The sequence below is a fragment of the Paraburkholderia sp. A1BS-2L genome, from assembly GCF_051125205.1.
Classification (GTDB): Bacteria; Pseudomonadota; Gammaproteobacteria; order Burkholderiales; family Burkholderiaceae; genus Paraburkholderia.
Genome location: NZ_CP120428.1, coordinates 2,252,475 through 2,276,345, shown reverse-complemented (window position 1 = coordinate 2,276,345; position 23,871 = coordinate 2,252,475). Strand labels below are relative to the sequence as shown.

Genomic DNA, 23,871 nt, shown 5'->3' with positions numbered 1-23,871 from the left:
CTGAAGTATGACCAAATCTGAATTGGTCGCGCAGCTGGCTACGCGATTTCCGCAACTTGTTCTGAAGGATGCGGATTTCGCGGTCAAGACGATGCTCGATGCGATGTCCGAGGCGCTTGCCAAGGGTCATCGCATCGAAATTCGTGGCTTTGGCAGTTTCGGCCTGAATCGCCGGCCGTCGCGCGTCGGACGCAATCCCAAGTCGGGTGAGAAGGTGCTGGTGCCTGAGAAGTTCGTGCCGCATTTCAAGCCTGGCAAAGAGTTGCGCGAGCGCGTCGACCGTCATTCGGGCGAGCCGCTGAAGGCAGACGAGCCGGACGACGATCTGTAAGCGCCGCAGGGTATTCGCAGCGGTTGCAGCCGTTGGCGGTCAATGCCAGATGGCCAGTGCATGGACCGAAAAAAGCGCAGGGTTTTTCGAAACCCGGCGCTTTTTTTTCGTCCACGTTTTTGCCGGTGCGGCTTGCGGCTTTGCGCACGTGCCGGCTCGCGAGCCGTTCCATTACAATACGGGACACTTCGGCGCCCCCGATGCTGCGGCGCAGCAAAGGGGCGGTGCCGGCGCATTCCCGCAACTGCCAAGAGAATCCTTCATGAGATTTATCGCCTGGGTGATCCGTGTACTGGTGTTCGTGTTATTGCTCGTGCTTGCACTGGAAAACACGGATCCTGCGACACTGCACGTCCTGGCCGGCTATTCGTGGCAGGCTCCGCTGATTCTGATCGGGCTGGCGTTCTTCGTTGTGGGGCTGCTGGCCGGTCTGCTTTCGGCGCTGCCCGCGATGTTCCGGCTGCGCATGGAGAACGGACGCCTGAAGCGCGACCTTCGCAGCGCGAAGGAAGCGCCCGCAACGCCTGCGGAGCCGCCGCTGCCGCCGCTTATCTGATTTGACTTGCCGTGCCGCGCGCCGCCGATGCCACAAAGGTGCTTTACGGGTGCTTGAAGGGTGTCCGCAGCACGCGGCCTGATTACCGTTCCTACCATCGCTCGCATGGATCTCGATTTTTGGTGGCTGCTCGTCATTCCCGTCGCATTTGCGTTCGGCTGGATGGCGTCGCGCTACGACCTGAAGGCGTTGCTGTCCGAAAGCGCCAATCTGCCGCGTTCGTATTTCCGCGGTCTGAATTTCCTGCTCAACGAGCAGCCCGACAAGGCCATCGACGCGTTCATCGAGGTTGCCAAGCTCGATCCCGAAACAGTCGAACTGCACTTCGCGCTTGGCAACCTGTTTCGCCGCCGCGGTGAAACCGATCGCGCGATCCGTGTGCACCAGAATCTGCTGTCGCGCTCGGACCTGCCCGTGAACGAGCGCGATCACGCGCTCTATGAACTCGGCCAGGACTTCCTGAAAGCCGGCATGCTCGATCGCGCGGAAGAGACGTTCAGCATGCTCAAGTCGGGCGACTATGCGCAGGGCGCGCAGCGCGCGCTGCTCACGATCTATGAGATCGAAAAGGACTGGAACCGCTCGATCGAGACGGCGCGGTTGCTCGAAACCATGGGAGCGGAGCCGCTCGGCCTCGAAATCGCCCAGTTCCACTGCGAGCTTTCGCAGGAAGCGCTGCAGCGCAAAAACCCGGACGAGGCGCGGCGCCAGCTTGTGCTCGCGCTCAAGGCCAATGAGCAGAGCGTGCGCGCGACGATTCTCGGCGGCGACGTCGACGCTGCGAGCGGTGACTGGCAGGCTGCGCTCGCGCAGTGGAAGCGCGTCGAAGCCCAGAACCCCGCCTATCTGCCGCTGGTGGCCGAGAAGATCATGAAAGGCTACGAGGCGCTGGGCCGCACGCAAGAAGGGGCGCAACTGCTCACCGGGTGGGTCGATCGCTATTCATCGAACGATCTACTCGATGTCGCCTATAGATACGTGGCCGAGCTGAGCGGCCCCGACGCGGCCCACGCGCTCGCCCGCGCGCAAATGCAGAAGTCGCCGAATCTCGCCGGCATGACGCGCCTGCTCGAAGCTCAGCAGGCGAACGCCGAAGAGCCGCGGCGCGGCGAGCTCGAACTCATGAGCAAGCTGATCCAGCAGCGCACCAAGAACCTGCCGCGTTACACGTGCCAGAATTGCGGCTTCCGGGCGCGCCTTTTCTACTGGCAGTGTCCTGGTTGCAGCGGCTGGGAAACGTATGCGCCGCGCCGCGTCGAGCCCATCCCCGCACCAGGTTGATGCGCGCATCGGCGCATAAGCCACATCCATTTCCGAATTTGTCACCGGAGCGCGTATGAAAATCACCATTATCGGTACCGGCTATGTCGGTCTCGTCACCGGGGCGTGCCTTGCCGAAATCGGTCACGACGTGTTCTGCCTCGACGTCGATCCGCGCAAGATCGATATCCTGAACGGCGGCGGCGTGCCGATCCATGAGCCGGGTTTGCTCGAACTCATCGAGCGCAACCGCAAGGCCCGCCGCATCACGTTTTCCACCGACGTTGCTGCAAGCGTCGCGCACGGCGAGGTCCAGTTCATCGCCGTGGGCACGCCGCCCGACGAAGACGGCTCGGCGGACCTGCAGTACGTGCTCGAAGCTGCGCGCAGCATCGGCCGCTACATGAACGGCTTCAAGGTGATCGTCGACAAGTCGACGGTGCCGGTAGGCACCGCCCAGCGCGTGCAGGCTGTGATCGCCGAAGAGCTTTCGAAGCGCGGCCTCGACGGCAGCGGCCAGCACCGCTTCTCGGTGGTCTCGAACCCCGAGTTCCTGAAAGAGGGCGCAGCGGTCGATGACTTCATGCGCCCCGACCGCATCATCGTCGGCATCGACGACGACGCGAACGGCGAGGTCGCGCGCGAGAAGATCAAGCGCCTCTATGCTCCGTTCAACCGCAACCACGAACGCACGATCTACATGGACGTGCGCTCAGCCGAGTTCACGAAGTACGCGGCCAACGCCATGCTCGCCACGCGCATCTCATTCATGAACGAGATGGCGAATCTCGCCGACCGCGTGGGCGCCGACATCGAGTCGGTGCGCCGCGGCATCGGCTCCGATCCGCGCATCGGCTATCACTTCCTTTACGCGGGCTGCGGCTATGGCGGCTCGTGCTTCCCGAAGGACGTGCAGGCGCTGATCCGCACGGCTGCCGAGTCGGGGCAGAATCTGCGCATCCTGGAAGCGGTCGAGAACGTGAACGATGACCAGAAGGACGTGCTCGTGCAAAAGATCGTCAAGTCGCTTGGCGAGGACCTCACGGGCAGGCGCTTCGCGGTCTGGGGCCTCGCGTTCAAGCCGAACACCGACGACATGCGCGAGGCGCCGAGCCGCCGCCTGATCGCCGAGCTGCTCACGCGCGGCGCGACAGTGTCGGCCTACGATCCGGTCGCGACCGACGAGGCACGGCGTGTGTTCGCGCTCGATCTCGCTGGCGCGCCGGATCAGCACGCGCGCCTCACGTTCGCGGCGAGCCAGGACGAGACGCTCAAGGGTGCCGATGCACTCGTGATCGTCACCGAATGGACGGCGTTCAAGGCTCCAGACTTCGAGTATCTGAAAGAGACGCTGAAGGCGCCGCGCATTTTCGACGGGCGCAACCTCTATGAACCCGACACAATGGCGGAGCTCGGTTTTGACTACCACTCGATTGGACGGCCTCATGTCAAGCACGCAACAGCCCCAGCAGCCTGAGAACGCGGCGCTCGCTCCCGAGGTTACGGTCGTGCCGCGCGAGAGATTTGCGGCGTCGCGCGTGCTGGTAGTGGGCGACGTCATGCTCGACCGCTACTGGTTCGGCGACGTCAACCGCATTTCGCCGGAAGCACCGGTGCCGGTGGTTCATGTGCAGCGCCAGGAGGACCGCCTCGGCGGCGCAGCCAACGTGGCGCGCAACGCGGCGGCGCTCGGTGCGAGCGCGGGCCTTTTGTGCGTGGTGGGGCACGACGAGCCCGGCGAGCGCATCGTCGAGCTGCTCGGCGAGAGCCACGTGAGAGCGTATCTCGAGCGCGATCCCGCGCTGCCCACCACGATCAAGCTGCGCGTGCTGTCGCGTCAGCAGCAGCTGCTGCGGGTGGACTTCGAAAAATCGCCCGCGCACGAGGCGCTGCTCGCGGGCCTCGCGCGCTTCGATGCGCTTCTGCCCTCTCACGACGTGATCCTGATGTCCGACTACGCGAAGGGCGGCCTCACGCACGTCACGCAGATGATCGCGAAGGCGCGCGCCGCGGGCAAATCCGTGCTGGTCGATCCGAAGGGCGACGATTGGGAGCGCTATCGCGGCGCGAGCATCATCACGCCGAACCGTGCGGAATTGCGCGAGGTGGTGGGTTCCTGGAAGTCCGAAGCGGATCTGCTCGCGCGCGTGACGAAGCTGCGCCAGGAGCTGCAGTTCGACGCGCTGCTGCTCACGCGCTCGGAAGAGGGTATGACGCTCTTTTCCAATGCCGGCGTGCTGCACGCGCCGGCTGTCGCACGCGAAGTGTATGATGTCTCGGGTGCGGGCGACACCGTGATCGCGACCGTCGCGGCCTCACTGGGCGCGGGCCTCTCGCTCGTCGAGGCCGTCGCGCTCGCGAACCGCGCCGCCGGCATCGTGGTCGGCAAGCTCGGTACCGCCACCGTCGACTACGACGAACTCTTTCAATGACGTTCCGCGGGCGGCCCGCTTGTAACACAGCGGGCGCGGCTGCTCGACGGGCGCGGTGAGGCAGGGATTTCAGGAGAGTTTTCCCGGCCTCGCGTGAACCTCTTCACCGCAGAATTACCATGACCCTCATTGTGACCGGCGCGGCCGGCTTCATCGGCAGCAACATCGTCAAGGCGCTGAACGAACGCGGCGAAGACCGCATCATCGCCGTCGACAATCTCACTCGCGCGGACAAGTTCAAGAATCTCGTCGACTGCGAGATCGACGATTACCTCGACAAGACCGAGTTCGTCGAACGCTTTGCGCGCGGCGATTTCGGCAAGGTGCGCGCGGTGTTTCATGAAGGCGCCTGTTCGGACACCATGGAAACCGACGGCCGCTACATGATGGACAACAACTTCCGTTATAGCCGCACGGTGCTCGACACTTGCCTCGCTCACGGCACGCAGTTTTTGTATGCGTCGTCGGCGGCCATCTATGGCGGGTCGAGCCGCTTTGTCGAAGATCGCGAAGTGGAAGCGCCGCTGAACGTCTATGGCTATTCGAAATTCCTGTTCGACCAGGTGATCCGGCGTGTGCTGCCCACCGCGCAAAGCCAGATCGCAGGCTTTCGCTACTTCAACGTGTATGGGCCGCGCGAGACGCACAAGGGCCGCATGGCCTCGGTGGCGTTCCACAACTTCAATCAGTTCCGCGCCGAAGGCAAAGTGAAGCTGTTCGGCGAATACAACGGCTACGCACAGGGCGAGCAGACGCGCGACTTCGTGTCCGTCGAAGACGTCGTGAAGGTCAACCTGTTCTTCTTCGATCATCCCGAGAAAAGCGGCATCTTCAACCTTGGCAGCGGCCGTGCACAACCGTTCAACGACATCGCGAGCACGGTGGTCAACACGCTGCGCGTGATGGACGGCAAGAGTGCGCTCACGCTCGAAGAGCAGGTGCAGCAAGGCCTCATCGAATACATTGCGTTCCCCGATGCGCTGCGCGGCAAGTACCAGTGCTTCACGCAGGCCGATCTCGCGAAGCTGCGCGCAGCGGGCTACGACGCCCCGTTCCTGACGGTGCAAGAGGGCGTCGATCGCTATGTGCGCTGGCTGTCCGGCCAGGTGTAAGCGAAGGCCGCGTCTGCCTAAACTGGACTCTCCTCGCCGGCGATGGTCGCTGGCGTTGGCATCAAAGGAGATCCAGCATGATCAAGAAGTTGCTCGCTGCGGCAGCGCTCGTTGCCGCATTCGGCCAGGTGTTCGCGGCCGTGGACGTCAACACGGCCAACGAAGACGCGCTGCGCGGCATCAAGGGCATCGGGCCCGCGCGCGCCAAGGCCATTCTCGATGAGCGCAGCGCGCACGGTCCGTTCAAGGATGCATCCGATCTCGGCAAGCGTGTGAAGGGCCTCGGTGGTCATACCGTCGAACGTTTGCAGTCCGAAGGGCTGGCGGTCGGGCCAGCCAATGCGCAGGCCGCGCAAGGCACGCAGACCGCGCAGGCGGGTGCGAAGGCCGCCCCAGCGAAGACCACGGCAGTGCAACCGCAAGCCGCAACGGTGGCTGTCAAGAAGTAGCTTTTTTGACTTTTTATTCAGGAGGCCTACCTGTGTCTCACGAGGCTCGTCTCCTTCAGGCACCGTACCGGCGAGGTCGACCCGCGGCCCGGGCCGCGGGCTTTTTACGCCGCCGACATCCCTTACGCCTGCAGGGCTCCCTCAGCGCGGGATAGCCGCGTGGTTTAGAATCCAAAAATCACCCATCACGCCAGACCGGCGCCCGACCGCCATTACCTATGCCATACAAGACCATTGAAGACACGATCGGCAACACGCCTCTCGTGCAACTCGTCCGCGTGCTCGACGACGAGATTCGCGCCCGCAACAACATCGTGCTGGCCAAGCTGGAAGGCAACAACCCGGCGGGCTCGGTGAAGGACCGGCCGGCGCTTTCAATGATCCGCAAGGCTGAAGAGCGTGGTCGCATCAAGCCGGGCGACACGCTCATCGAAGCCACCAGCGGCAACACGGGCATCGCGCTGGCCATGGCCGCGGCCATTCGCGGCTACAAGATGGTGCTGATCATGCCCGAGGACCTGTCCATCGAGCGTCGCCAGAGCATGGCCGCCTATGGCGCCGAGATCATGCTCACGCCCGTAAAGGGCGGCATGGAATATGCACGCGACCTCGCCGAGCAGATGCAGCGCGACGGCAAGGGCATCATCCTCGACCAGTTCGCGAATCCCGACAATCCGCTTGCGCACTACGAGGGCACCGGCCCGGAAATCTGGCGGGAGACCGAGGGGCGCATCACGCACTTTGTTTCGTCGATGGGTACGACGGGCACGATCATGGGTACGTCGCATTACCTCAAGGAGCAGAACCCGGCGATCGAGATCGTCGGTGCGCAGCCCGAAGAGGGGTCGCGCATTCCCGGCATCCGCAAGTGGCCGGAAGCCTACATGCCGAAGATCTTCGACCGCAGCCGCGTGGACCGCACCGAAAACGTGAGCCAGGCCGCCGCCGAAGCAATGGCGCGCCGCCTTGCCTCGGTGGAAGGCATTTTTGCGGGGATTTCGTCGGGTGGCGCGTGCGAGGTGGCCTTGCGCATCGCGCGCCAGGTCGAGAATGCGACCATCGTGTTCATCGTCTGCGACCGTGGCGACCGCTATCTGTCGACTGGGGTATTTCCGGCGTGATGGCCGCCGTGGCGCGGTAAAAGGGGCGCATTGTGCGCCTGAATTGAAAAACGGGCGGGTTGTCTCTCGAAAGACAACCCGCCCGTTGTGGTATCCGGCGCTTAATGTTTCTTACTGACGCTGCGCCGATTGTGCGCCGCCGGTCGCGAGCATCTGCGCCTTCACGCGTTGGCCCAGTTGATAGACCGCGAGCGCGTAAAAGAAGCTGCGGTTATAGCGCGTGAGCACATAGAAGTTTTTCAGCCCGAGCATGTACTCGGTCGCGCGGCCCGGGGTAGGCAGGTCGATGACCGTGATCGGCGTGTTGCCCTCGGCGGCGAGGTCCACGCCCGGCTCGTTCAGGGCGAGGCCCGAGCGCATCAATTGCGCGAGCGGCATGCGGGGCTCGGGCTTGCCGTCGGCGGCGGCCTGCGCGATGCCCTGGCTGCCCGCGTCGCTTGCGATCTTCCATACCACGGGGCGGCCTGGCTCCCAGCCGTTCTGCTTCAGATAGTTGGCGACGCTGCCGATCGCATCGGCTGGGCTGTTGCGCAGGTCGATGTGATGATCGCCTTCGTAATCGACGGCGTATTGCACGATGCTGCTCGGCAGGAACTGCGGAATGCCGATTGCGCCTGTGTACGAGCCGAGCACCGAACTCGGATCGAGCTGCTGGTCGCGCGTCCATACGAGATAGTCTTCGAGATTCTTGCGGAACGTCGCCATGCGGTCGGTGCGATTGGGCGTGTCCGGATAGTCGAAGGCGAGCGTGGTGAGTGCGTCGAGCACGCGGAAGTTGCCCATGTAGCGCCCGTAGATCGTCTCCACGCCGATGATGCCGACGATCACCTCCGGCGGTACGCCGAACTGGTCGGCCGCGCGCTGCAGCGTGGCCTCGTTCGCGCGCCAGAAGCGCACGCCCGCGTTGATGCGCACCGTGTCGAGAAAACGCGCCTGATACGCGCGCCAGTTCTTCGCGCTCGGCGTGGGCGAGGGCGTGACGAGCTTCACCGCCGTGGCCGAATAGCTCACGGTCGAGAAGAGCGCGTGCAGCGCGTCGGCGTTGAAGTCGTAGCGCGCGACCATGCCGTTGATGAAGGTGTCGACATTGGCATTGTTCGCATAGCGCTGAGGGACGATTTCCTCTTCAAACGTCTGGCCGTTTTGCGTGGTGCCTTGCTGCGGCGCCGGGACGGGCGCAGAGGGCTTCTGGTTCGCGCCCGGCGCGGCCTGTCCTGCGGATTGCGCCGGTTGAGTCGCCTTCGCGGGTTTCGTCGATTGCGCTTGCTCGGCGCATGCCGACAGTGCCGCCACAGCGCAAAGCGCGACGGCGAAAGACTTGAAGCGCGGTTGGCTGAGGGCGGGTGAAGCGCACAGGTGCGCGGGCTTTTGCGTCATGGCAGGCGGGCGGGTTTGAACGAGAGGACGTGATCCGGCGCAGTATACCCGAGCCCTTGGCGCAGAAAGCCCCTGGACGTGCGCTGATACGGGCTCGTGGTTGATGTGCGGGGGCGCTGTGGTAACGTGGCAACTGTTCGCGCTCGAACGCGGCCCGTGCGACTGTTGCAAACGCTTGCGCGGCAAACCCGACGAAAGACCTGATGGAGACCCGCAGCGTGCCCGAGTGCAGACTCGAGCGCACGGTGCGGCCAGTACGAGACATGACGACCGGCTTTTTCTCGCATCCCGATTGCCTGCTGCATGAAATGGGCGAGTGGCATCCCGAATGCCCCGCACGCCTGCAGGCGATCGAAGACCAACTCATTGCGAGCCGCATCGACGTGCTGATCGAGCGCGACGATTCCGCGCCGCTTGCCGGCGAAGGCGCGCTTCTGCGCGTGCACACCCAGGCGCATATCGACTATCTGCGCGAGCTCTCGCCGCAGGAAGGCTACGCGGCAATCGACCCCGACACGTCGATGAATCCGCACACGTTGCAGGCCGCGTTGCGTGCCGCGGGCGTGGCCGTCGCGGCGACCGATGCGGTGATCGAGGGCCGCTACGAAAACGCGTTTTGCAGCGTGCGCCCACCCGGACACCACGCCGAGCCCGCGCGCGCCATGGGCTTTTGCTTTTTCAACAACGTCGCGGTTGCGGCGCGCCATGCGCTCGATGTGCACGGTCTGTCGCGCGTCGCGATCATCGACTTTGATGTGCATCATGGAAACGGCACGGAGGCCGCGTTTGCGGGCGATTCGCGCGTGCTCATGTGCAGCATTTTCCAGCACCCGTTCTATCCGTTCTCGGGCGCGGACAACCAGGCGCCGAACATGGTCAACGTGCCGATGCCGGCGCGCAGCAAGGGCATGGACGTGCGCGAGGCGGTCGACATCATGTGGCTGCCGCGACTGCACGAGTTCAAGCCGGAGATGGTGTTCGTCTCGGCAGGGTTCGATGCGCATCGCGAGGACGATCTCGGCAATCTGGGCCTCGTCGAGGACGACTACGCGTGGATCACCGAGCAGATCCGCGAGGTCGCGAAGCGTCACGCGAAGGGGCGCATCGTGAGCTGTCTCGAAGGCGGCTACAACCTGTCGGCGCTGGGGCGCAGCGTGGTGGCGCATCTGCGCGCGCTGGCCGATATCTGATCGAGGCGGCCGCCGCCGTTCCCCGAATCCCGCGCGGCCGCATCGGGCGCGCCTACCTTAGAAGGAGCCGTGCATCATGAGTGCCGCAGGCGTTCCGCTTTCATCCGCATCATCGGCCGATGACGCGCCGCTCGTCGAGGTCGAGCATGACGCGCATGGCGTGTCCGGCGTCGTGCGTCTTACGCTGAACCGGCCGGATGCGTTCAACGCGCTCTCCGAAGCGCTCATCGACGCGTTACAGGCGCAATTGACCGGCATCGCGAAATCGGATGCGCGTGTCGTGGTGATCGCAGCGGCGGGCCGCGCGTTCTGCGCCGGTCACGACCTCCGGGAAATGCGTGCGGCGCCTTCGCTCGATTACTACAAGCGGCTGTTCGCGCGCTGCTCGAAGATGATGCTCACGGTCCAGACGATGCCGCAGCCCGTGATCGCGTGCGTGCAGGGCGTGGCGACAGCGGCCGGCTGCCAGCTCGTCGCGATGTGCGATCTCGCCGTGGCCGCCGAGTCGGCCCGTTTCGCGGTGTCGGGCATCAACCTCGGGTTGTTCTGCTCGACGCCGGCGGTCCCGCTCACGCGCAACGTCTCGCGCAAGGCCGCGTTCGAGATGCTGATGACAGGCGAATTCATCGATGCACAGAAGGCCTTGCGCGAAGGGCTCGTGAATCGCGTCGTCGCGGCGGACGAACTCGATGCCGCGGTGAGCGCGCTTGCCGCGAGTATCTGCGCGAAGCCGCGCGAGGCGGTGGCGGCGGGCAAGGGGCTGTTCTACCGTCAACTGGAGATGGGCATCGAAGCCGCGTATCAACTGGCCGGGCAGACCATGGCCTGCAACATGATGACCGATCCGGCGCTCGACGGCGTGCAGGCGTTCATCGAGAAGCGGTCGGGTAAATAGACGCACTAGCAGCAGCACAAGCAGCCGCAACCGCGCGCCGGCCTCAAGGCAGGTGGCGGCCGATCCAATCCACCATTGAATCAATCACGCGCTGGCGGTCGAGATCGTTGAGCGTCTCGTGATAACTGCCTTCGTAGAGCGTGAGGGTCCGGTCGGGCGACCCCACCTGCGCGCCGAACGCGCGGCTGCCTTCGGGCTCGGTGAGCTTGTCCTCGGTGCCATGCCAGATCAGCACCGGCATGCGCAAGCGTGCGCGGCCCGCTTCGATGCGCTTCATTGCTTCGAGCAACTCGGCGCCCGTGCGCGCGGGAATCGCGCCGTGGTGAACCAGCGGATCGGCGCGGTTCGCCGCGACCACGGCGGCGTCGCGCGCGAGCAGGGCTGCGTCGATCTTCATGGCGGGAAAGCCCGGCCAGACCGCGCTCATTACGCGGCTCGCCGCGATCATCCAGTTCGGCACATCGCGGCCAGGCGCGAGCGCGGCGCTCGAAAGCAGCAGGCCCGCGAACGCGACGTCCGCGCGTGGGGCGCGCTCGATCGCATAGAGCGCGGCGATCGCGCCGCCCATGCTGTGGCCCATCAGGAAGAGCGGCGTCTTGCGCGCGCGGCATTGCTCGGCGGCGTGCTCGACTAGCGCCTGGGCATCGTCGAGATAATCGTCGAAGCGGGTGACCCATGCGCGGCGTCCGCCGGCGTGACCATGTCCCCGCAGATCGATCGCATAAACATCGATGCCCGCCGCGTTCAGGCGCGCCGCGAGCGGCGCGTAGCGGCCCGCATGCTCGGCGAGGCCGTGCACGAGCGCAATGGCCGCGCGGGGCTCGGCGCCAGGGGCGTACCAGGCATAGAGCGGCAACTCGGTGCCGTCGCGGGAGCGCAGCGTCTTGCGCTGCGGCGGGGCACTGGCCGTCGATGCCGCTGCCGCGCATGCCGCGTCCCTGGGTTGGGTCGTCTCCATCGTCGCTGCTCTCCCGACTATTTATTGATGTCGTGCTGAACGGTCGGCAGAGAGTAGCACCCGTTTCCGGAGTTTCGGGACATCGACGCCGCAATCCCGCTCTAATGCCCCAAGGTTATTAAATTATCGGAAATGATTATTAATAGGAATTTGCCCGCCAGGGTAAAATGCCGGATCAATTCCAGTCCAGCAAGCGGCGGCTGTCTGCCGGCGCGACGCGTCTTGTGATCTTGTGCGATCGAAAGATCGCGGCACATGCAACGCGGCGCGCGGCACATCCGCCGTTTCGTTTTTTTCATGATCGAAATTCGAAACGTTTCCCAGCGCTTTGCCGGCCCACAAGGCTGGATCGAAGCGCTGCACAACGTCAATCTGACGGTTCCGCCGGGGGAAGTGTTCGGCATCATCGGGCGCAGCGGGGCGGGCAAGAGCACGCTCGTGCGCACCATCAATCTGCTCACGCGGCCCACCGAAGGCGACATCGTCGTCAATGGGCGCACGCTCACGTCGCTCTCCAGCGCCGACTTGCGCGAGGCGCGCCGCGAGATCGGCATGATCTTCCAGCATTTCAATCTGCTCTCGTCGCGCACCGTGTTCGACAACGTCGCGCTGCCGCTCGAGCTCGCGGGCATGAAGCGTCCGCAGATCGAGGAGGCGGTGCTGCCGCTGCTCGAACTCGTCGGCCTCTCCGCGCAGAAGGACCGCTATCCGTCGCAGATCAGCGGCGGCCAGAAGCAGCGCGTGGGCATTGCGCGCGCGCTCGCGAGCAGGCCCAAGGTGCTGCTCTCCGACGAAGCGACGTCCGCGCTCGATCCGGAGACCACGCGTGCGATTCTCGACTTGTTGCGCAAGATTAATCGCGAGCTGAATCTGACAATTGTGATGATCACGCACCAGATGGAAGTGATCAAACAGGTCTGCGATCGCGTGGCCGTGCTCGACGCGGGCCGCGTCGTGGAAACCGGTCCCGTGATCGACGTGTTCTTGCAGCCGCGCCACGAAGTCACGCGCGCGCTGCTAGGCGACGTGATCGCGCAGGAGCTGCCGCCCGCGCTCAAGGCGCGCGTGGCCGAGCGTCTCGCGAAGGGCAGCGGGCACTTGCTGCGACTGGCCTTCACGGGCACGGGCGTCGATCAGCCGGTGCTCTCGGAGACGATCCGCCGCTTCGAGCTCGATTTCAACATCTTGCATGGCCAGATCGACGAGATCCAGGGCCAGGCGTTCGGCTCGCTCGCGGTGCTCGCGGGCGGCGATCCGGTGAAGGTTGCGCAGGCCATTGCCTGGCTGCGCGAGCAGGGCGTGGTGGTGGAGGAGTTGTCTCATGTGGACTGAAATGTTCGATATGTTCGTCCAGTCGTTCTGGGAGACGCTCATCATGGTGGGCATTTCCGGCGTGGTGGGCGCGGCCATCGGCCTGCCGCTCGGCGTGCTGCTTTATCTGACCGACCGCGAGGGCGTGTTGCAGAACCTCGCCGTCAATCGCGTGATGGGCGGCATCGTCAACGCCGTGCGCTCGACGCCGTTCATCATTCTGCTGGTTGCCGTGATTCCGTTCACGCGCGTCGTGGTGGGCTCGTCGATTGGCACTGCGGCCGCCGTCGTGCCGCTCACGATCTCCGCCGCGCCGTTCATCGCGCGTCTCGTGGAAACCGCGCTGCGCGAAGTGGATCGCGGCCTTATCGAAGCCGCGCAGGCCATGGGTGCGAGCACGCGCCAGATCGTCTTCAAAGTGCTGCTGCCCGAATCGCTGCCGGGCGTGGTGGCCGGCTTGACCATCACGTTCATTTCGCTCGTCGGCTATTCGGCGATGGCTGGCGCAATCGGCGGCGGCGGCCTCGGCGACCTGGGCATCCGCTATGGCTATCAGCGCTTCGAGCCCGAAGTCATGCTGATCGTCGTCGTGATCCTGATCGTGTTCGTGCAGCTCGTGCAGTCGTTCGGCGACTGGCTCGTGCGGCGCTTGAGCCATAAATAAGCAGTCCTTCGAGAACTTCACACAGGACAAGGGGTGGGGGTATGCAACGTCGTTTCATGATCCGGCTGGCGGCTGCGCTTGGTGCGGCCTCGATCGCCGCGCCGCTGTTTGCGCCGCTCACGGCGCACGCCGACGAGACCATCAAGGTGGGCGTGACGGGCGGCCCGCACGAGCAGGTGATGGAAGTGGTGAAGCAGGTCGCAGCGAAAAGCGGCCTCACCATCAAGATCGTCGAGTTCTCCGACTACGTGCAGCCTAACGCGGCGCTCGCGAGCGGCGACCTCGATGCGAACAGTTATCAGCACGAGCCGTATCTCGACGCGCAGGTGAAGGATCGCGGCTACAAGCTCATCAAGCTAACCGGCACGGTCACGTTCCCGATGGGCATCTACTCGAAGAAGATCAAGACGCTCACCGAACTCAAGCCCGGTGCGCGCATTGCGGTCCCCAATGATCCGACCAATGGCGGCCGCGCGTTGCTGTTGCTGCAGAAGCAGGGCCTCATCAAGCTGCGCGCCGATGCTGGGTTGAAGGCCACGCCGCGTGATATCGTAGAAAATCCCCGGAAGCTGAAGATCGTCGAACTCGACGCTGCGCAGATTCCGCGCTCGCTCGACGACGTGGACGCCGCAGCGATCAACACGAACTTCGCAATGGAGGCGGGGCTCAAGCCGAAGCAGGACGCGATCGCGATCGAGGACCCGAAGGGGCCTTACGTGAACATCGTCGCGATCCGCGCGGTGGATCGCAACAAGCCGTGGGCCGCCAAGCTGGTGGCGGCGTACCACTCGCCGGAAGTCAAGCAGTACGTCGAGCAGAAGTTCGGCGGGGCGGTAATCGCCGCATGGTAAATGGGCCAGATAAGGCCTGCGTCGCAGGCCTGGTTTGCGCGGTGGGATAGTCGCCGCCAGGGTGTCGGGCCCGGTAGAGAATTCGGTCGGAGAAACCCGGGCTTGAGCCCGGGTTTTTTCCGACATAAAATCGCACGATCGTTCGCAATCCATGGCCATCGGACCTGAAAAAAGGTAAGCGGGGCCAGAAGCGGGTTGTGCGGGAAATGTGCTGGCGGGTGGGTGCGAGCGGGAACGCTATCGCTATAATGTCCGCCAGGTTGACGTATTCGTAACTTCGGAGCATGTGAATGAAAGTCCTTGTGCCAGTCAAGCGCGTAGTCGATTACAACGTCAAGGTTCGTGTGAAGTCGGATGGCACGGGCGTCGACATCGCCAACGTGAAGATGTCGATGAACCCGTTCGACGAAATCGCCGTGGAAGAAGCGGTTCGTCTGAAGGAAGCCGGTGTGGCGACGGAAGTCATCGCCGTGTCCGCTGGTGTCGCGCAAGCGCAGGAAACGCTGCGCACGGCGCTGGCGATCGGCGCGGACCGCGCGATCCTCATCGAATCGAATGAAGACCTGCAGCCGCTCGCAGTCGCGAAGCTGCTCAAGGCGCTCGTCGACAAGGAGCAGCCGCAACTCGTGATTCTCGGCAAGCAGGCGATCGACGACGATTCGAACCAGACCGGCCAGATGCTCGCCGCGCTGGCGAACCTGCCGCAAGCGACCTTCGCTTCGAAGATCACGGTCGCCGACGGCAAGGCCACGGTCGCGCGCGAAGTCGATGGCGGGGCGGAAACGCTGTCGCTGAAGCTGCCCGCCGTGGTCACGACGGACCTGCGCCTGAACGAGCCGCGCTACGTCACGCTGCCGAACATCATGAAGGCGAAGAAGAAGCCGCTGGAAACGGTCAAGCCGGAAGACCTGGGCGTCGATGTCACGCCGCGTCTGAAGACCCTGAAGGTTGCCGAGCCGCCCAAGCGTAGCGCGGGCGTGAAGGTTGCCGACGTGAAGACGCTGGTCGAGAAGCTGAAGACCGAAGCCAAGGTGCTGTGAGGAGCGAAAGAGAAATGACGAATCTGGTTATTGCCGAACACGACAACGCAACCATCAAGGCTGCGACGCTGAACACCGTGGCTGCCGCACAGAAGATCGGCGGCGACGTGCACGTGCTGGTCGCGGGTCACAACGCGCAAGCTGCTGCTGACGCAGCCGCGAAGATCGCCGGCGTGGCGAAGGTACTGCTGGCCGACGCGCCGCAACTCGAAGCAGGTCTTGCCGAAAACGTCGAAGCGACGGTTCTTTCCATCGCGAAGCACTACTCGCACATCCTCGCGCCGGCGACGGCTGCGGGCAAGAACGTCACGCCGCGCATCGCCGCGAAGCTGGACGTCGCGCAGATCAGCGACATCACCGCAGTGGACTCGCCCGACACGTTCGAGCGTCCCATTTACGCGGGTAACGCGATTGCGACGGTTCAATCGGCTGATCCGGTCAAGGTGATCACGGTCCGCACGACGGCATTCGATGCGGTTGCAGCCGAAGGCGGCAGCGCAGCGGTGGAGAAGCTCGACGCGGCAGCAGACAGCGGCCTCACGCAATTCATCGGCCGTGAAGTCACGAAGCTCGACCGTCCGGAACTCACGAGCGCGAAGATCATCGTCTCGGGCGGCCGGGGTCTGGGCAGTGGCGAGAACTACACGAAGGTGCTGGAGCCGCTCGCTGACAAGCTGAACGCAGCGCTCGGCGCTTCGCGCGCGGCAGTGGACGCGGGCTACGTGCCGAACGATTACCAGGTCGGCCAGACCGGCAAGATCGTCGCGCCGCAGTTGTACGTCGCGGTGGGCATCTCGGGCGCGATCCAGCACCTTGCAGGCATGAAGGACTCGAAGGTGATCGTGGCGATCAACAAGGACGAAGAGGCGCCGATCTTCAGCGTGGCCGATTACGGCCTCGTCGGCGATCTGTTCACGGTTGTGCCGGAACTCGTCAAAGAACTCGGCTAAGCGCTGCAACAAAAAGGGGCGCTTCGAGCGCCCCTTGGATTGCCGACAAAACCCAGGCCTTGCGCCTGGGTTTTTTATTACGCGTATGCTGGGCGATGCGCGGCGGCCGTCTCTCCGAGATAACGATAGACTGAGAGATCGTCGGCGCGGATCGCGGGCTGCTTGCCCGAGATGAGGTCGGCGAGCAACTGGCCCGATCCGCACGACATGGTCCAGCCGAGCGTGCCGTGCCCCGTGTTCAGGAACAGGTTCGAGAACGGCGTGCGGCCCACCACCGGCGTGCCGTCCGGCGTCATCGGGCGCAGGCCGGTCCAGAAGGTGGCCTGCGAGGTATCGCCGCCGCCCGGGAACAGGTCGTTCACGCACATTTCGAGCGTCTCGCGGCGCGCTTGCTTGAGCGCCGTGTCGTAGCCCACGATTTCGGCCATGCCGCCCACGCGGATGCGGTCGTCGAAACGCGTGATTGCAATCTTGTAGGTCTCGTCGAGCACGGTGGAGACCGGCGCCGCGCCCGCGTTCACGATAGGCGCTGTGATCGAGTAGCCCTTGAGCGGGTAAACCGGAATCTTCACGAGGCCGACCAGCATCTTCGTGGAGAACGAGCCGAGCGCGACCACGAATGAGTCCGCGCGCACGAGTTCGCCACCGCACTGCACGCCCGCGATGCGCTCGCCTTGCACGGCGAGGCCGTCGATCGGCGTGTTGTAGCGGAACTTGACACCCAGTTCCTCGGCCATTTTGGCGAGGCGCGTGGTGAAGAGCTGGCAGTCGCCGGTTTCGTCGCCGGGCAGGCGCAGGCCGCCGGTGAGCTTGTGCGAGACCGCGGCAAGCGCGGGCTCGGCACGGCCGAGCTCGGCGGACGTGAGCAGTTCGTACGGAACGTTCGCATCCTTCAGCACGGCGATGTCCTTTGCCGCGCCGTCGAACTGCTGCTGCGTGCGGAACACCTGCAGCGTGCCGCCGGTGCGGCCTTCGTACTGGATGCCGGTTTCGGCGCGCAGCGCCTGCAGGCAATCGCGGCTGTATTCGGCGAGGCGCACCATCCGGCCCTTGTTGAGTGCATAGCGCTCGGGCGTGCAGTTCTGCAGCATCTGCCACATCCACTGCAACTGGAATTTCGTGCCGTCGAGGCGGATGGCGAGCGGCGCGTGCTTCTCGAACATCCACTTGATCGCCTTGAGCGGCACGCCCGGCGCGGCCCACGGCGCGGCGTAGCCGGGCGAGATCTGGCCGGCGTTCGCAAAGCTCGTTTCGAGCGCGGGACCGGACTCGCGGTCGATCACCGTTACCTCATGGCCCGCGCGGGCAAGATACCAGGCGCTGGCGACCCCGACAACACCACTGCCCAACACGACGACTCGCATAGTCTGCTCCAGATAGATTTGTTGGGGCTACGCCGCGCTGCCGAGGGCTTGCCGCATCCGTCTCGGGGGATTCAGCGCCGAAGGCATGAAAAATCAGGAGTAGCCAGTAATATCGACTATGCTATTGTTCTACGACTAGATTTTGTTATCGTATTTGTCAAATTTTCAGGAAAAACACATGAGAACGCAGCGTCAGCCGGTCCGCGCGCTGGACCGGCTCGATCACCGCATCCTTAAGCTGCTCCAGGAGGACGGCCGCATGGCCATGAAGGACCTCGCAGAGCAGGTCGGGCTCTCCGTCACGCCGTGCATCGAACGGGTCAAGCGCATGGAGCGCGACGGCGTCATCACGGGCTACTACGCGCGCGTGAATCCGAACGTGCTGGGCGCGGCGCTGCTGGTGTTCGTGGAGATCACGCTCGACCACAAGAGCGGCAACATGTTCGACCAGTTCCGCCGCGAGGTGAAGAAGATCCCGGAAGTGCTCGAATGCCACCTGGTTTCGGGCGACTTCGATTACCTGATCAAGGCGCGCATCGGCGAGATGGCCGACTACCGCAAACTGCTCGGCGACATCCTGCTGCAACTGCCGGGTGCGGTGCAGTCGAAGAGCTATGTGGTGATGGAGGAAATCAAGGAAACTTTGACGATCGCGGTGGGCGAGTAGTCGCGCGAAGCCGCGCTCGAAAGCGCCCCGTTTTTAGCGCTCGACAAGGCGTCTCGATACTGTATATTTATACAGTATCGAGACGCCTTGCTGCATTGTGCCGTGAAAGAACTGGACCCTGACCATCCCGCCGAGACCTGGTACCCTGTCGCGCCGCCTGCGCCGCGCAAGGGGCGTGGTGCCGTCACGAACCTGCAGGGGCGCTACGAGGTTGATCGGCGCGAAGTCTTTGACGACGGCTGGCAGCATGCGCAGCCGGATGAGAGCCCCGGCGATCTTGCCGCCGAAGAAGCCCCGGCATTGCGCACCGAGGTCTTCGAGGAGCGCGCGAAGAGCATCCTTACGCGCAACCAGTCGCCCGATATTCCGTTCAATGTTTCGCTCAATCCGTATCGCGGTTGCGAGCACGGCTGCATTTACTGCTTCGCGCGACCCACCCACAGCTATCTGGGGCTCTCGCCGGGACTCGATTTCGAGAGCCGCATTTACGCAAAGATCAATGCGCCCGAGTTGCTCGCGCGCGAAATCGCGAAGCCCGCTTATGAGCCGGAGCCCATCGCGCTGGGCGTGAACACCGATGCCTGGCAGCCGGTCGAGCGCGATATGCGCATTACGCGTCGCGTGATCGAGGTGCTGAGCGAGCGCCAGCATCCGTTCGCGGCCATCACGAAGTCCTCGCTGATCGAGCGCGATCTCGATCTGCTAGCGCCCATGGCGCAGCGCCAGCAATTCATGGCGGCCATCACGATCACCACGCTCGACGCCGAACTCGCGCGCACTCTGGAGCCGCGCGCGGCCACGCCGGCGCGGCGGCTGCGCACGATCCGCACGCTTGCGCAGGCGGGCATTCCGGTTGGGGTGAGCATCGCGCCCGTGATTCCGTTCGTTACCGAACCGGACATGGAGCGCGTGCTGGAAGCCTGCGCCGAGGCGGGTGCGAGCAGCGCGAGCTATATCGTGCTGCGTCTGCCGTGGGAGGTGGCGCCGCTCTTCGAAGGCTGGCTCGAAGCGCATTTTCCGCGACGCGCGGCGCGCGTGATGAGTCGCGTGCGCGACATGCGCGGCGGCAAGGACTACGACTCGGCGTTCTCGCAGCGCATGAAGGGCACCGGGCTTTGGGCCGACCTGCTCAAGCAGCGCTTTCACCAGGCCGTGAAGCGGCTCGGCTTGAACGAGCGGCGTTACGGCATTCTGGATATGTCGGCGTTCATGCGCGCGAAGACGGTGCGCGAGAAACCGCAACTCGATCTGTTCTAGCGCCGCGCTGCAGTTGTCGGGCAGTCGTCGCTATTGAGAAATGGCCTTGGCCGCTTCGACCTGCGATTCGAAATACGTCTGGAAAGTCAGGGCCAGGCCCGTCATCAGCAAGAATGCACCGATCAGCAGCGAGAAGATCACCACGAAGATCACGGCCCAGCCCGAGCGGCTTGCGCGGCTGCCCGCGAAGGCCGCGTTGAACTGCGCGTCCCACCTGGCGTCCGGGCGCAGCCCGTAGACGATGGCGGCCAGAAATGCCGAGAGCACGGACACGGCGCCGATCACGGCGAGTGCCCAGCCGGGTATCGACTCACGCTGGGTTGCCACGAGCAGGAGCACGCCGGGAATGCCGAGCAGCGTGCCGGCGATATGCGCCCAGCCCCACACGTCGCGCCTTCCGTAGAGATAAAAGCGGTGCGCCCCCAGGCTGCCGAACAGGAAGGCGAGGGTGGCGGTAAGGGTCTTGGAGCGAAAGCGTGCAGGATTTTTTTGATTGGACATGGGCAGACGGATTGGATGACTGCGCGCTGATTGCGCGATGGCAGCTCAACAACTGCGTGTGCAACAACGGCGCGGCCGCGGGCCGCGGCCCATTGTACGTGGCGCGCGCCTGCGTCAGCAGATGTTGCCGCTTATGCCGGGAAATGGCTGCAGGCGTGCGGAAGGGCGCATGACGGCCGCGTGTATGGCTAGGGCTTCGCGTAAGTCACGCGATAAATCGCGCCTGCATAGTCGTCGCTGATGAGCAGCGAACCGTCGGGCAGCGGCAGCACGTCCACGGGGCGGCCCCACACGGTTTTATCGGGATTGAGCCAGCCCTGCGCGAATACCTCCTGATGGGCGTTCGCGCCGTTGGCGTCCGCCGTCACGCGCACCACGCGATAGCCGACCTTGCTGCTGCGATTCCACGAACCGTGCTCGGCGATGAAGATGCTGTCACGATACCCGGCCGGGAACATCGTCCCTGTATAGAAGCGCATGCCGAGCGCCGCGACGTGCGCACCCAGCCCCATGACGGGTGGCGTGAAGCCGCTGCACGGATGGCCCGCGCCGAATTCCGGGTCGGCGACGTTGCCGCCGTGGCAATACGGAAAGCCGAAATCTAGACCTGCGCGTGCAAGCCGGTTGAGCTTGTCGTCGGGGGTGTCGTCGCCCATCATGTCGCGGCCGTTGTCGGTGAACCATAGTTCGTGCGTCCGCGGATGCCACGCGAAGCCCACCGTATTGCGCACGCCGCGCGCGATGCTCTCATAGTGCGAGCCGTCCGGATTCATCCTGCCGATCATCGCGTAGTGGTCGCGCTGCGGGTCGCCCGCGGGCAGGCAGACGTTGCAGGGCGCGCCTTGAGGGACGTAGAGCTTGCCGTCCGGGCCGAAGGCGATGAACTTCCAGCCGTGGTGGCGCTCGGCGGGGAGCGCGTCGGTGACGACGGCGGGCTTGGGCGGATCGTCGAGATGCGTATCGATGGCGTCCAGCCTCACGATCTTCGAGACCGCCGAAACATAGAGCGCGCCGCCGTGCCAGGCGACGCCCACCGGCATCGTGAGCCCGGAGGCGACCACGTGGTGCCTGACGACCCTCGCGTTGAGCAATTCGAGCGCATGGACGCGGCCTTCCATGCTGCCCACGTAAAGCGTGCCCGCAGGCGAAAGCGTCATTTCGCGCGCGCCGGGGATATCGTCGGCGAGCACTTCGATGTGGAAGCCGGCCGGCAAGCGGATGCGCTCGATGGGCAGCGCGGCCCGCGCGAGCGATGCGCCCATGACCAGGAGGGCGGCGAGCGCGAACCGTGCGCGGCTTGGCCGTGAAATGCGAGGCGCTGGGCGCGGGAGCGGCGCTGGCGATTGATGATGGCCGTCGCCAGGTCGATGAGGGGCCCGATCAATGCGGTGCGCTGGGGAAGGCGCGTTGTCGCGCCGCCACAAGCGTGAAAGGTTCGCAATGGGCGAAGCGAGCGCGGTTTTCGCCCGAAACACTTTGGCGCAAATCCACGCCCGCCGCCGCTGCGACGCTGGCGCGAAGCACTGTCCGTGATGTCCGTCAGACGCCGATCGATCGCCGTTCATCGCCGTTTCCTCACGATTGTCACGCCGTTTCCACGCGGTTTCCGTCCAGATTCCCGTTAAGTGTTTGTTATGCCATTGGTTTCGGGCTATAATCGCATGTTTCAGTAGTCCCGAACCCCCGGTTTTCAAGGATTCTAGTAATGGTCATCATCCGTCTGGCACGCGGCGGCTCGAAGAAGCGCCCGTTCTACAACATCGTCGCAACCGATTCGCGCAACCGTCGCGACGGCCGTTTCATCGAGCGCGTGGGCTTCTACAACCCGGTCGCCACCAAGGGTGAAACCCTCCGTATCGCGCAAGATCGCGTGACGTACTGGAAGGAAAACGGCGCGCAAATGTCGCCGGCCGTCGAGCGTCTCGTGAAGGAAGCGCAAAAGGCTGCTGCCGCTCAACCGGCTGCTTAAGTCTTGTTCATGTTTTACACCCGTGCGCGCAGCGTGAGCCGCGTGTGCGAGTCCAGGCTGGCTGCGAGGTTTGCCCATGCCCGTGCATGACGATGTAAAGGCGGACAAGGGCGCTGCCGCAACGGGCGAAGTGGCACGCAAGGCGCCGTCGTTCGGCGCGTTTGTGCGCAAGCCCGTGGAGCGCCGGCAGGCGCGCGATGGCGTGTCTGAAGCGCTCGGCGCGGCTGAAGGCCTGCGCGCCGAAACGCCGGCGAGCTGGCCTGCCGACGCAGTCGAAGTGGGCGCCGTGCTCGACGCCTATGGGCTGAAGGGCGGGCTGAAGATCGCCCCGCACGCGCAGGGCGGCAAGGCGCTCATCGCAGCGAAGCGCTGGTGGCTCCGGAAGGGCCGCGAGCACCCGGAGCGTCATTCCGCGGTGCGCGTGAGCGCCAAGGTGCATGGCGACAGCGTGGTCGGGCAACTGACCGGTGTCGCCGATCGCGACGCCGCACTGCGGCTGCGTGGTGCGCGTGTCTATGTGAGCCGCGCGGATTTCCCCGCGACCGAAGCCGACGAGTATTACTGGGTCGACCTGATGGGTCTCGACGTCGCCAACGAGGCAGGCGTCGAGCTCGGCAAGGTCGCCGACCTGATCGACAACGGCGCGCAGTCGGTGTTGCGCGTCGAGTATCCCTCGACGGACAAGAACGGCAAGCCCATTACCGGCGAGCGGCTGATCCCGTTCGTCGGCGTGTTTGTCAAGACGGTGGACCTGGCGGCGAGGCGCATCGTCGTCGACTGGGAAGCCGATTACTGAACCTGCTGTGCTGATTCGCTGAACGGAGAGAGCGATGCAGTTTGATGTCGTGACGCTCTTTCCCGAAATGTTCGGCGCGCTCACCGACTGGGGCATCACCAGCCGGGCGGCGAAGCAGCAGCGTTATACGTTGCGCACGTGGAATCCGCGCGATTTCACGACCGACAACTACCGCACCATCGACGATCGGCCTTACGGCGGCGGCCCCGGCATGGTCATGCTGGCCAAGCCGCTCGAAGCGGCGATCGGCGCGGCGAAGGCCGCACAGGCGGAGCAGGGCGTCGCGAGTCCGCGCGTGCTGCTGATGTCGCCGCAAGGCAAGCCGCTCACGCACGAGCGCGTCGTGCAGTTCGCGCAGGAGCCCGGTTTCGTGTTGCTGTGCGGGCGTTACGAGGCGATCGACCAGCGTCTGGTCGACCGTTGCGTGGACGAGGAAGTCAGCCTTGGCGACTTCGTGCTGTCGGGCGGCGAATTGCCGGCGATGGCGCTGATGGATGCCGTGGTGCGGCTTCTGCCAGGCGTGCTCAACGATGCGCAATCGGCGGTGCAGGACAGTTTCGTGGACGGTCTGCTCGACTGTCCGCACTACACGCGGCCCGAGGAATACGACGGCGTGCGTGTGCCCGATGTGCTGCTAGGCGGCCATCATGCGGAAATCGAGCAATGGCGCCGCCGCGAAGCGTTGCGCAACACGTGGCAAAAGCGGCCCGATCTGATCGCGCGGGCCAGGAAGAACAAAACGTTGAGCCGTGCCGACGAGGCATGGCTCGCCAGTCTCGCGAAGGGCGCGAACGAAGCGTAAGGCTTCGGACGGGCGTGG

The 23,871-nt window shown here is 64.6% G+C and carries 26 protein-coding genes; 20 read left to right on the top strand and 6 right to left on the bottom strand.

Going from position 1 to position 23,871, the window contains the following annotated elements:
• Window positions 1-7: 7 nt before the first annotated feature.
• The 8 genes from P5W98_RS10320 (at window position 8) to cysM (ending at window position 7,261) form a co-directional block, all read left to right on the top strand.
• Window positions 8-331: an integration host factor subunit beta gene (locus P5W98_RS10320; RefSeq protein ID WP_035522478.1), complete on the top strand. Its 324-nt coding sequence runs from the start codon at window positions 8-10 to the stop codon at window positions 329-331.
• A gap of 262 nt (window positions 332-593) precedes the next feature.
• The gene (locus P5W98_RS10315; RefSeq protein ID WP_421024448.1) at window positions 594-887 is read left to right on the top strand and encodes a lipopolysaccharide assembly protein LapA domain-containing protein; all 294 of its coding nucleotides are present in this window, start codon (window positions 594-596) and stop codon (window positions 885-887) included.
• Window positions 888-992: 105 nt separating this feature from the next.
• Complete coding sequence (gene lapB, locus P5W98_RS10310; RefSeq protein ID WP_421024447.1) at window positions 993-2,168, top strand: lipopolysaccharide assembly protein LapB; 1,176 nt, start codon at window positions 993-995, stop codon at window positions 2,166-2,168.
• Window positions 2,169-2,223: 55 nt separating this feature from the next.
• Window positions 2,224-3,624, top strand: coding sequence for a UDP-glucose dehydrogenase family protein (locus tag P5W98_RS10305; RefSeq protein WP_421024446.1), 1,401 nt, complete (start codon window positions 2,224-2,226; stop codon window positions 3,622-3,624).
• A complete protein-coding gene (rfaE1, locus tag P5W98_RS10300; RefSeq protein WP_421024445.1) occupies window positions 3,593-4,579 on the top strand; it encodes a D-glycero-beta-D-manno-heptose-7-phosphate kinase in 987 nt (328 codons plus the stop codon). The genes P5W98_RS10305 and rfaE1 overlap by 32 nt, the downstream gene beginning before the upstream one ends.
• 119 nt (window positions 4,580-4,698) lie before the next feature.
• Complete coding sequence (rfaD, locus tag P5W98_RS10295; protein WP_421024444.1) at window positions 4,699-5,691, top strand: ADP-glyceromanno-heptose 6-epimerase; 993 nt, start codon at window positions 4,699-4,701, stop codon at window positions 5,689-5,691.
• 77 nt (window positions 5,692-5,768) lie between these two features.
• Complete coding sequence (locus P5W98_RS10290) at window positions 5,769-6,140, top strand: ComEA family DNA-binding protein (protein ID WP_421024443.1); 372 nt, start codon at window positions 5,769-5,771, stop codon at window positions 6,138-6,140.
• A 218-nt stretch (window positions 6,141-6,358) separates the two neighbouring features.
• Complete coding sequence (cysM, locus tag P5W98_RS10285; protein ID WP_213293901.1) at window positions 6,359-7,261, top strand: cysteine synthase CysM; 903 nt, start codon at window positions 6,359-6,361, stop codon at window positions 7,259-7,261.
• Window positions 7,262-7,372: 111 nt separating this feature from the next.
• On the opposite strand, the gene mltB is transcribed toward cysM, so the two are convergent.
• Complete coding sequence (gene mltB, locus P5W98_RS10280; protein ID WP_421024442.1) at window positions 7,373-8,638, bottom strand: lytic murein transglycosylase B; 1,266 nt, start codon at window positions 8,636-8,638, stop codon at window positions 7,373-7,375.
• 263 nt (window positions 8,639-8,901) lie between these two features.
• Here mltB and P5W98_RS10275 point away from each other — a divergent pair, with 263 nt between their 5' ends.
• Window positions 8,902-9,828 (top strand): histone deacetylase family protein, encoded by a 927-nt coding sequence (locus P5W98_RS10275; protein ID WP_421025248.1) that lies wholly within the window; start codon window positions 8,902-8,904, stop codon window positions 9,826-9,828.
• 76 nt (window positions 9,829-9,904) lie between these two features.
• Window positions 9,905-10,723 carry an enoyl-CoA hydratase gene (locus tag P5W98_RS10270; protein ID WP_421024441.1) on the top strand — a complete coding sequence of 273 codons (819 nt, stop codon included), beginning with the start codon at window positions 9,905-9,907 and terminating at the stop codon, window positions 10,721-10,723.
• A 43-nt stretch (window positions 10,724-10,766) separates the two neighbouring features.
• Here P5W98_RS10270 and P5W98_RS10265 read toward each other — a convergent pair whose 3' ends face one another.
• Both P5W98_RS10265 and P5W98_RS10260 read right to left on the bottom strand, forming a co-directional pair.
• Window positions 10,767-11,681 carry an alpha/beta hydrolase gene (locus tag P5W98_RS10265; RefSeq protein WP_421024440.1) on the bottom strand — a complete coding sequence of 305 codons (915 nt, stop codon included), beginning with the start codon at window positions 11,679-11,681 and terminating at the stop codon, window positions 10,767-10,769.
• Between the two features lie 101 nt (window positions 11,682-11,782).
• Window positions 11,783-11,980 (bottom strand): hypothetical protein, encoded by a 198-nt coding sequence (locus P5W98_RS10260; RefSeq protein ID WP_421024439.1) that lies wholly within the window; start codon window positions 11,978-11,980, stop codon window positions 11,783-11,785.
• Between P5W98_RS10260 and P5W98_RS10255 the strand changes: the two genes are divergently transcribed.
• From P5W98_RS10255 to P5W98_RS10235, 5 genes are all read left to right on the top strand, one after another.
• Window positions 11,979-13,013, top strand: coding sequence for a methionine ABC transporter ATP-binding protein (locus P5W98_RS10255; RefSeq protein ID WP_421024438.1), 1,035 nt, complete (start codon window positions 11,979-11,981; stop codon window positions 13,011-13,013). The genes P5W98_RS10260 and P5W98_RS10255 overlap by 2 nt on opposite strands.
• A complete protein-coding gene (locus tag P5W98_RS10250) occupies window positions 13,003-13,656 on the top strand; it encodes a methionine ABC transporter permease (RefSeq protein WP_421024437.1) in 654 nt (217 codons plus the stop codon). The genes P5W98_RS10255 and P5W98_RS10250 overlap by 11 nt, the downstream gene beginning before the upstream one ends.
• Window positions 13,657-13,697: 41 nt before the next feature.
• A complete protein-coding gene (locus P5W98_RS10245) occupies window positions 13,698-14,507 on the top strand; it encodes a MetQ/NlpA family ABC transporter substrate-binding protein (RefSeq protein ID WP_421024436.1) in 810 nt (269 codons plus the stop codon).
• 290 nt (window positions 14,508-14,797) lie between these two features.
• Entirely contained in the window at window positions 14,798-15,547 is a 750-nt protein-coding gene (locus P5W98_RS10240; RefSeq protein WP_421024435.1) for an electron transfer flavoprotein subunit beta/FixA family protein, read from the top strand.
• A gap of 14 nt (window positions 15,548-15,561) precedes the next feature.
• Complete coding sequence (locus P5W98_RS10235) at window positions 15,562-16,497, top strand: electron transfer flavoprotein subunit alpha/FixB family protein (RefSeq protein WP_421024434.1); 936 nt, start codon at window positions 15,562-15,564, stop codon at window positions 16,495-16,497.
• A 77-nt stretch (window positions 16,498-16,574) separates the two neighbouring features.
• Here the strand turns inward: P5W98_RS10235 and P5W98_RS10230 are convergent, their stop codons facing one another.
• Window positions 16,575-17,861 (bottom strand): D-amino acid dehydrogenase, encoded by a 1,287-nt coding sequence (locus P5W98_RS10230; protein ID WP_421024433.1) that lies wholly within the window; start codon window positions 17,859-17,861, stop codon window positions 16,575-16,577.
• Window positions 17,862-18,039: 178 nt separating this feature from the next.
• Between P5W98_RS10230 and P5W98_RS10225 the strand changes: the two genes are divergently transcribed.
• Window positions 18,040-18,528: an Lrp/AsnC ligand binding domain-containing protein gene (locus P5W98_RS10225; protein WP_028215922.1), complete on the top strand. Its 489-nt coding sequence runs from the start codon at window positions 18,040-18,042 to the stop codon at window positions 18,526-18,528.
• 111 nt (window positions 18,529-18,639) lie between these two features.
• On the top strand, window positions 18,640-19,785 hold the full coding sequence (locus P5W98_RS10220) for a PA0069 family radical SAM protein (RefSeq protein ID WP_421025247.1): 1,146 nt from the start codon (window positions 18,640-18,642) through the stop codon (window positions 19,783-19,785).
• A 30-nt stretch (window positions 19,786-19,815) separates the two neighbouring features.
• Here the strand turns inward: P5W98_RS10220 and P5W98_RS10215 are convergent, their stop codons facing one another.
• Window positions 19,816-20,286: an NINE protein gene (locus P5W98_RS10215; RefSeq protein ID WP_421024432.1), complete on the bottom strand. Its 471-nt coding sequence runs from the start codon at window positions 20,284-20,286 to the stop codon at window positions 19,816-19,818.
• Between the two features lie 188 nt (window positions 20,287-20,474).
• Window positions 20,475-21,548: a PQQ-dependent sugar dehydrogenase gene (locus tag P5W98_RS10210; RefSeq protein WP_421024431.1), complete on the bottom strand. Its 1,074-nt coding sequence runs from the start codon at window positions 21,546-21,548 to the stop codon at window positions 20,475-20,477.
• A gap of 443 nt (window positions 21,549-21,991) precedes the next feature.
• On the opposite strand from P5W98_RS10210, the gene rpsP reads away from it, so the two are divergent.
• The 3 genes from rpsP (at window position 21,992) to trmD (ending at window position 23,853) form a co-directional block, all read left to right on the top strand.
• Window positions 21,992-22,255: a 30S ribosomal protein S16 gene (gene rpsP / locus P5W98_RS10205; protein ID WP_035522523.1), complete on the top strand. Its 264-nt coding sequence runs from the start codon at window positions 21,992-21,994 to the stop codon at window positions 22,253-22,255.
• A gap of 76 nt (window positions 22,256-22,331) precedes the next feature.
• Entirely contained in the window at window positions 22,332-23,051 is a 720-nt protein-coding gene (gene rimM, locus P5W98_RS10200) for a ribosome maturation factor RimM (RefSeq protein ID WP_421024430.1), read from the top strand.
• Window positions 23,052-23,085: 34 nt separating this feature from the next.
• Complete coding sequence (trmD, locus tag P5W98_RS10195; RefSeq protein ID WP_421024429.1) at window positions 23,086-23,853, top strand: tRNA (guanosine(37)-N1)-methyltransferase TrmD; 768 nt, start codon at window positions 23,086-23,088, stop codon at window positions 23,851-23,853.
• The last annotated feature ends 18 nt before the right edge of the window (window positions 23,854-23,871 follow it).

What these genes read in the sequence shown, in the direction of transcription:
- P5W98_RS10320 (WP_035522478.1), top strand. Translation starts at nt 8, where the DNA reads ATGACCAAATCTGAATTGGTCGCGCAGCTGGCTACGCGATTTCCGCAA.
- P5W98_RS10315 (WP_421024448.1), top strand. Translation starts at nt 594, where the DNA reads ATGAGATTTATCGCCTGGGTGATCCGTGTACTGGTGTTCGTGTTATTG.
- lapB (WP_421024447.1), top strand. Translation starts at nt 993, where the DNA reads ATGGATCTCGATTTTTGGTGGCTGCTCGTCATTCCCGTCGCATTTGCG.
- P5W98_RS10305 (WP_421024446.1), top strand. Translation starts at nt 2,224, where the DNA reads ATGAAAATCACCATTATCGGTACCGGCTATGTCGGTCTCGTCACCGGG.
- rfaE1 (WP_421024445.1), top strand. Translation starts at nt 3,593, where the DNA reads ATGTCAAGCACGCAACAGCCCCAGCAGCCTGAGAACGCGGCGCTCGCT.
- rfaD (WP_421024444.1), top strand. Translation starts at nt 4,699, where the DNA reads ATGACCCTCATTGTGACCGGCGCGGCCGGCTTCATCGGCAGCAACATC.
- P5W98_RS10290 (WP_421024443.1), top strand. Translation starts at nt 5,769, where the DNA reads ATGATCAAGAAGTTGCTCGCTGCGGCAGCGCTCGTTGCCGCATTCGGC.
- cysM (WP_213293901.1), top strand. Translation starts at nt 6,359, where the DNA reads ATGCCATACAAGACCATTGAAGACACGATCGGCAACACGCCTCTCGTG.
- mltB (WP_421024442.1), bottom strand. Translation starts at nt 8,638, where the DNA reads ATGACGCAAAAGCCCGCGCACCTGTGCGCTTCACCCGCCCTCAGCCAA.
- P5W98_RS10275 (WP_421025248.1), top strand. Translation starts at nt 8,902, where the DNA reads ATGACGACCGGCTTTTTCTCGCATCCCGATTGCCTGCTGCATGAAATG.
- P5W98_RS10270 (WP_421024441.1), top strand. Translation starts at nt 9,905, where the DNA reads ATGAGTGCCGCAGGCGTTCCGCTTTCATCCGCATCATCGGCCGATGAC.
- P5W98_RS10265 (WP_421024440.1), bottom strand. Translation starts at nt 11,681, where the DNA reads ATGGAGACGACCCAACCCAGGGACGCGGCATGCGCGGCAGCGGCATCG.
- P5W98_RS10255 (WP_421024438.1), top strand. Translation starts at nt 11,979, where the DNA reads ATGATCGAAATTCGAAACGTTTCCCAGCGCTTTGCCGGCCCACAAGGC.
- P5W98_RS10260 (WP_421024439.1), bottom strand. Translation starts at nt 11,980, where the DNA reads ATGAAAAAAACGAAACGGCGGATGTGCCGCGCGCCGCGTTGCATGTGC.
- P5W98_RS10250 (WP_421024437.1), top strand. Translation starts at nt 13,003, where the DNA reads ATGTGGACTGAAATGTTCGATATGTTCGTCCAGTCGTTCTGGGAGACG.
- P5W98_RS10245 (WP_421024436.1), top strand. Translation starts at nt 13,698, where the DNA reads ATGCAACGTCGTTTCATGATCCGGCTGGCGGCTGCGCTTGGTGCGGCC.
- P5W98_RS10240 (WP_421024435.1), top strand. Translation starts at nt 14,798, where the DNA reads ATGAAAGTCCTTGTGCCAGTCAAGCGCGTAGTCGATTACAACGTCAAG.
- P5W98_RS10235 (WP_421024434.1), top strand. Translation starts at nt 15,562, where the DNA reads ATGACGAATCTGGTTATTGCCGAACACGACAACGCAACCATCAAGGCT.
- P5W98_RS10230 (WP_421024433.1), bottom strand. Translation starts at nt 17,861, where the DNA reads ATGCGAGTCGTCGTGTTGGGCAGTGGTGTTGTCGGGGTCGCCAGCGCC.
- P5W98_RS10225 (WP_028215922.1), top strand. Translation starts at nt 18,040, where the DNA reads ATGAGAACGCAGCGTCAGCCGGTCCGCGCGCTGGACCGGCTCGATCAC.
- P5W98_RS10215 (WP_421024432.1), bottom strand. Translation starts at nt 20,286, where the DNA reads ATGTCCAATCAAAAAAATCCTGCACGCTTTCGCTCCAAGACCCTTACC.
- P5W98_RS10210 (WP_421024431.1), bottom strand. Translation starts at nt 21,548, where the DNA reads ATGGGCGCATCGCTCGCGCGGGCCGCGCTGCCCATCGAGCGCATCCGC.
- rpsP (WP_035522523.1), top strand. Translation starts at nt 21,992, where the DNA reads ATGGTCATCATCCGTCTGGCACGCGGCGGCTCGAAGAAGCGCCCGTTC.
- rimM (WP_421024430.1), top strand. Translation starts at nt 22,332, where the DNA reads ATGCCCGTGCATGACGATGTAAAGGCGGACAAGGGCGCTGCCGCAACG.
- trmD (WP_421024429.1), top strand. Translation starts at nt 23,086, where the DNA reads ATGCAGTTTGATGTCGTGACGCTCTTTCCCGAAATGTTCGGCGCGCTC.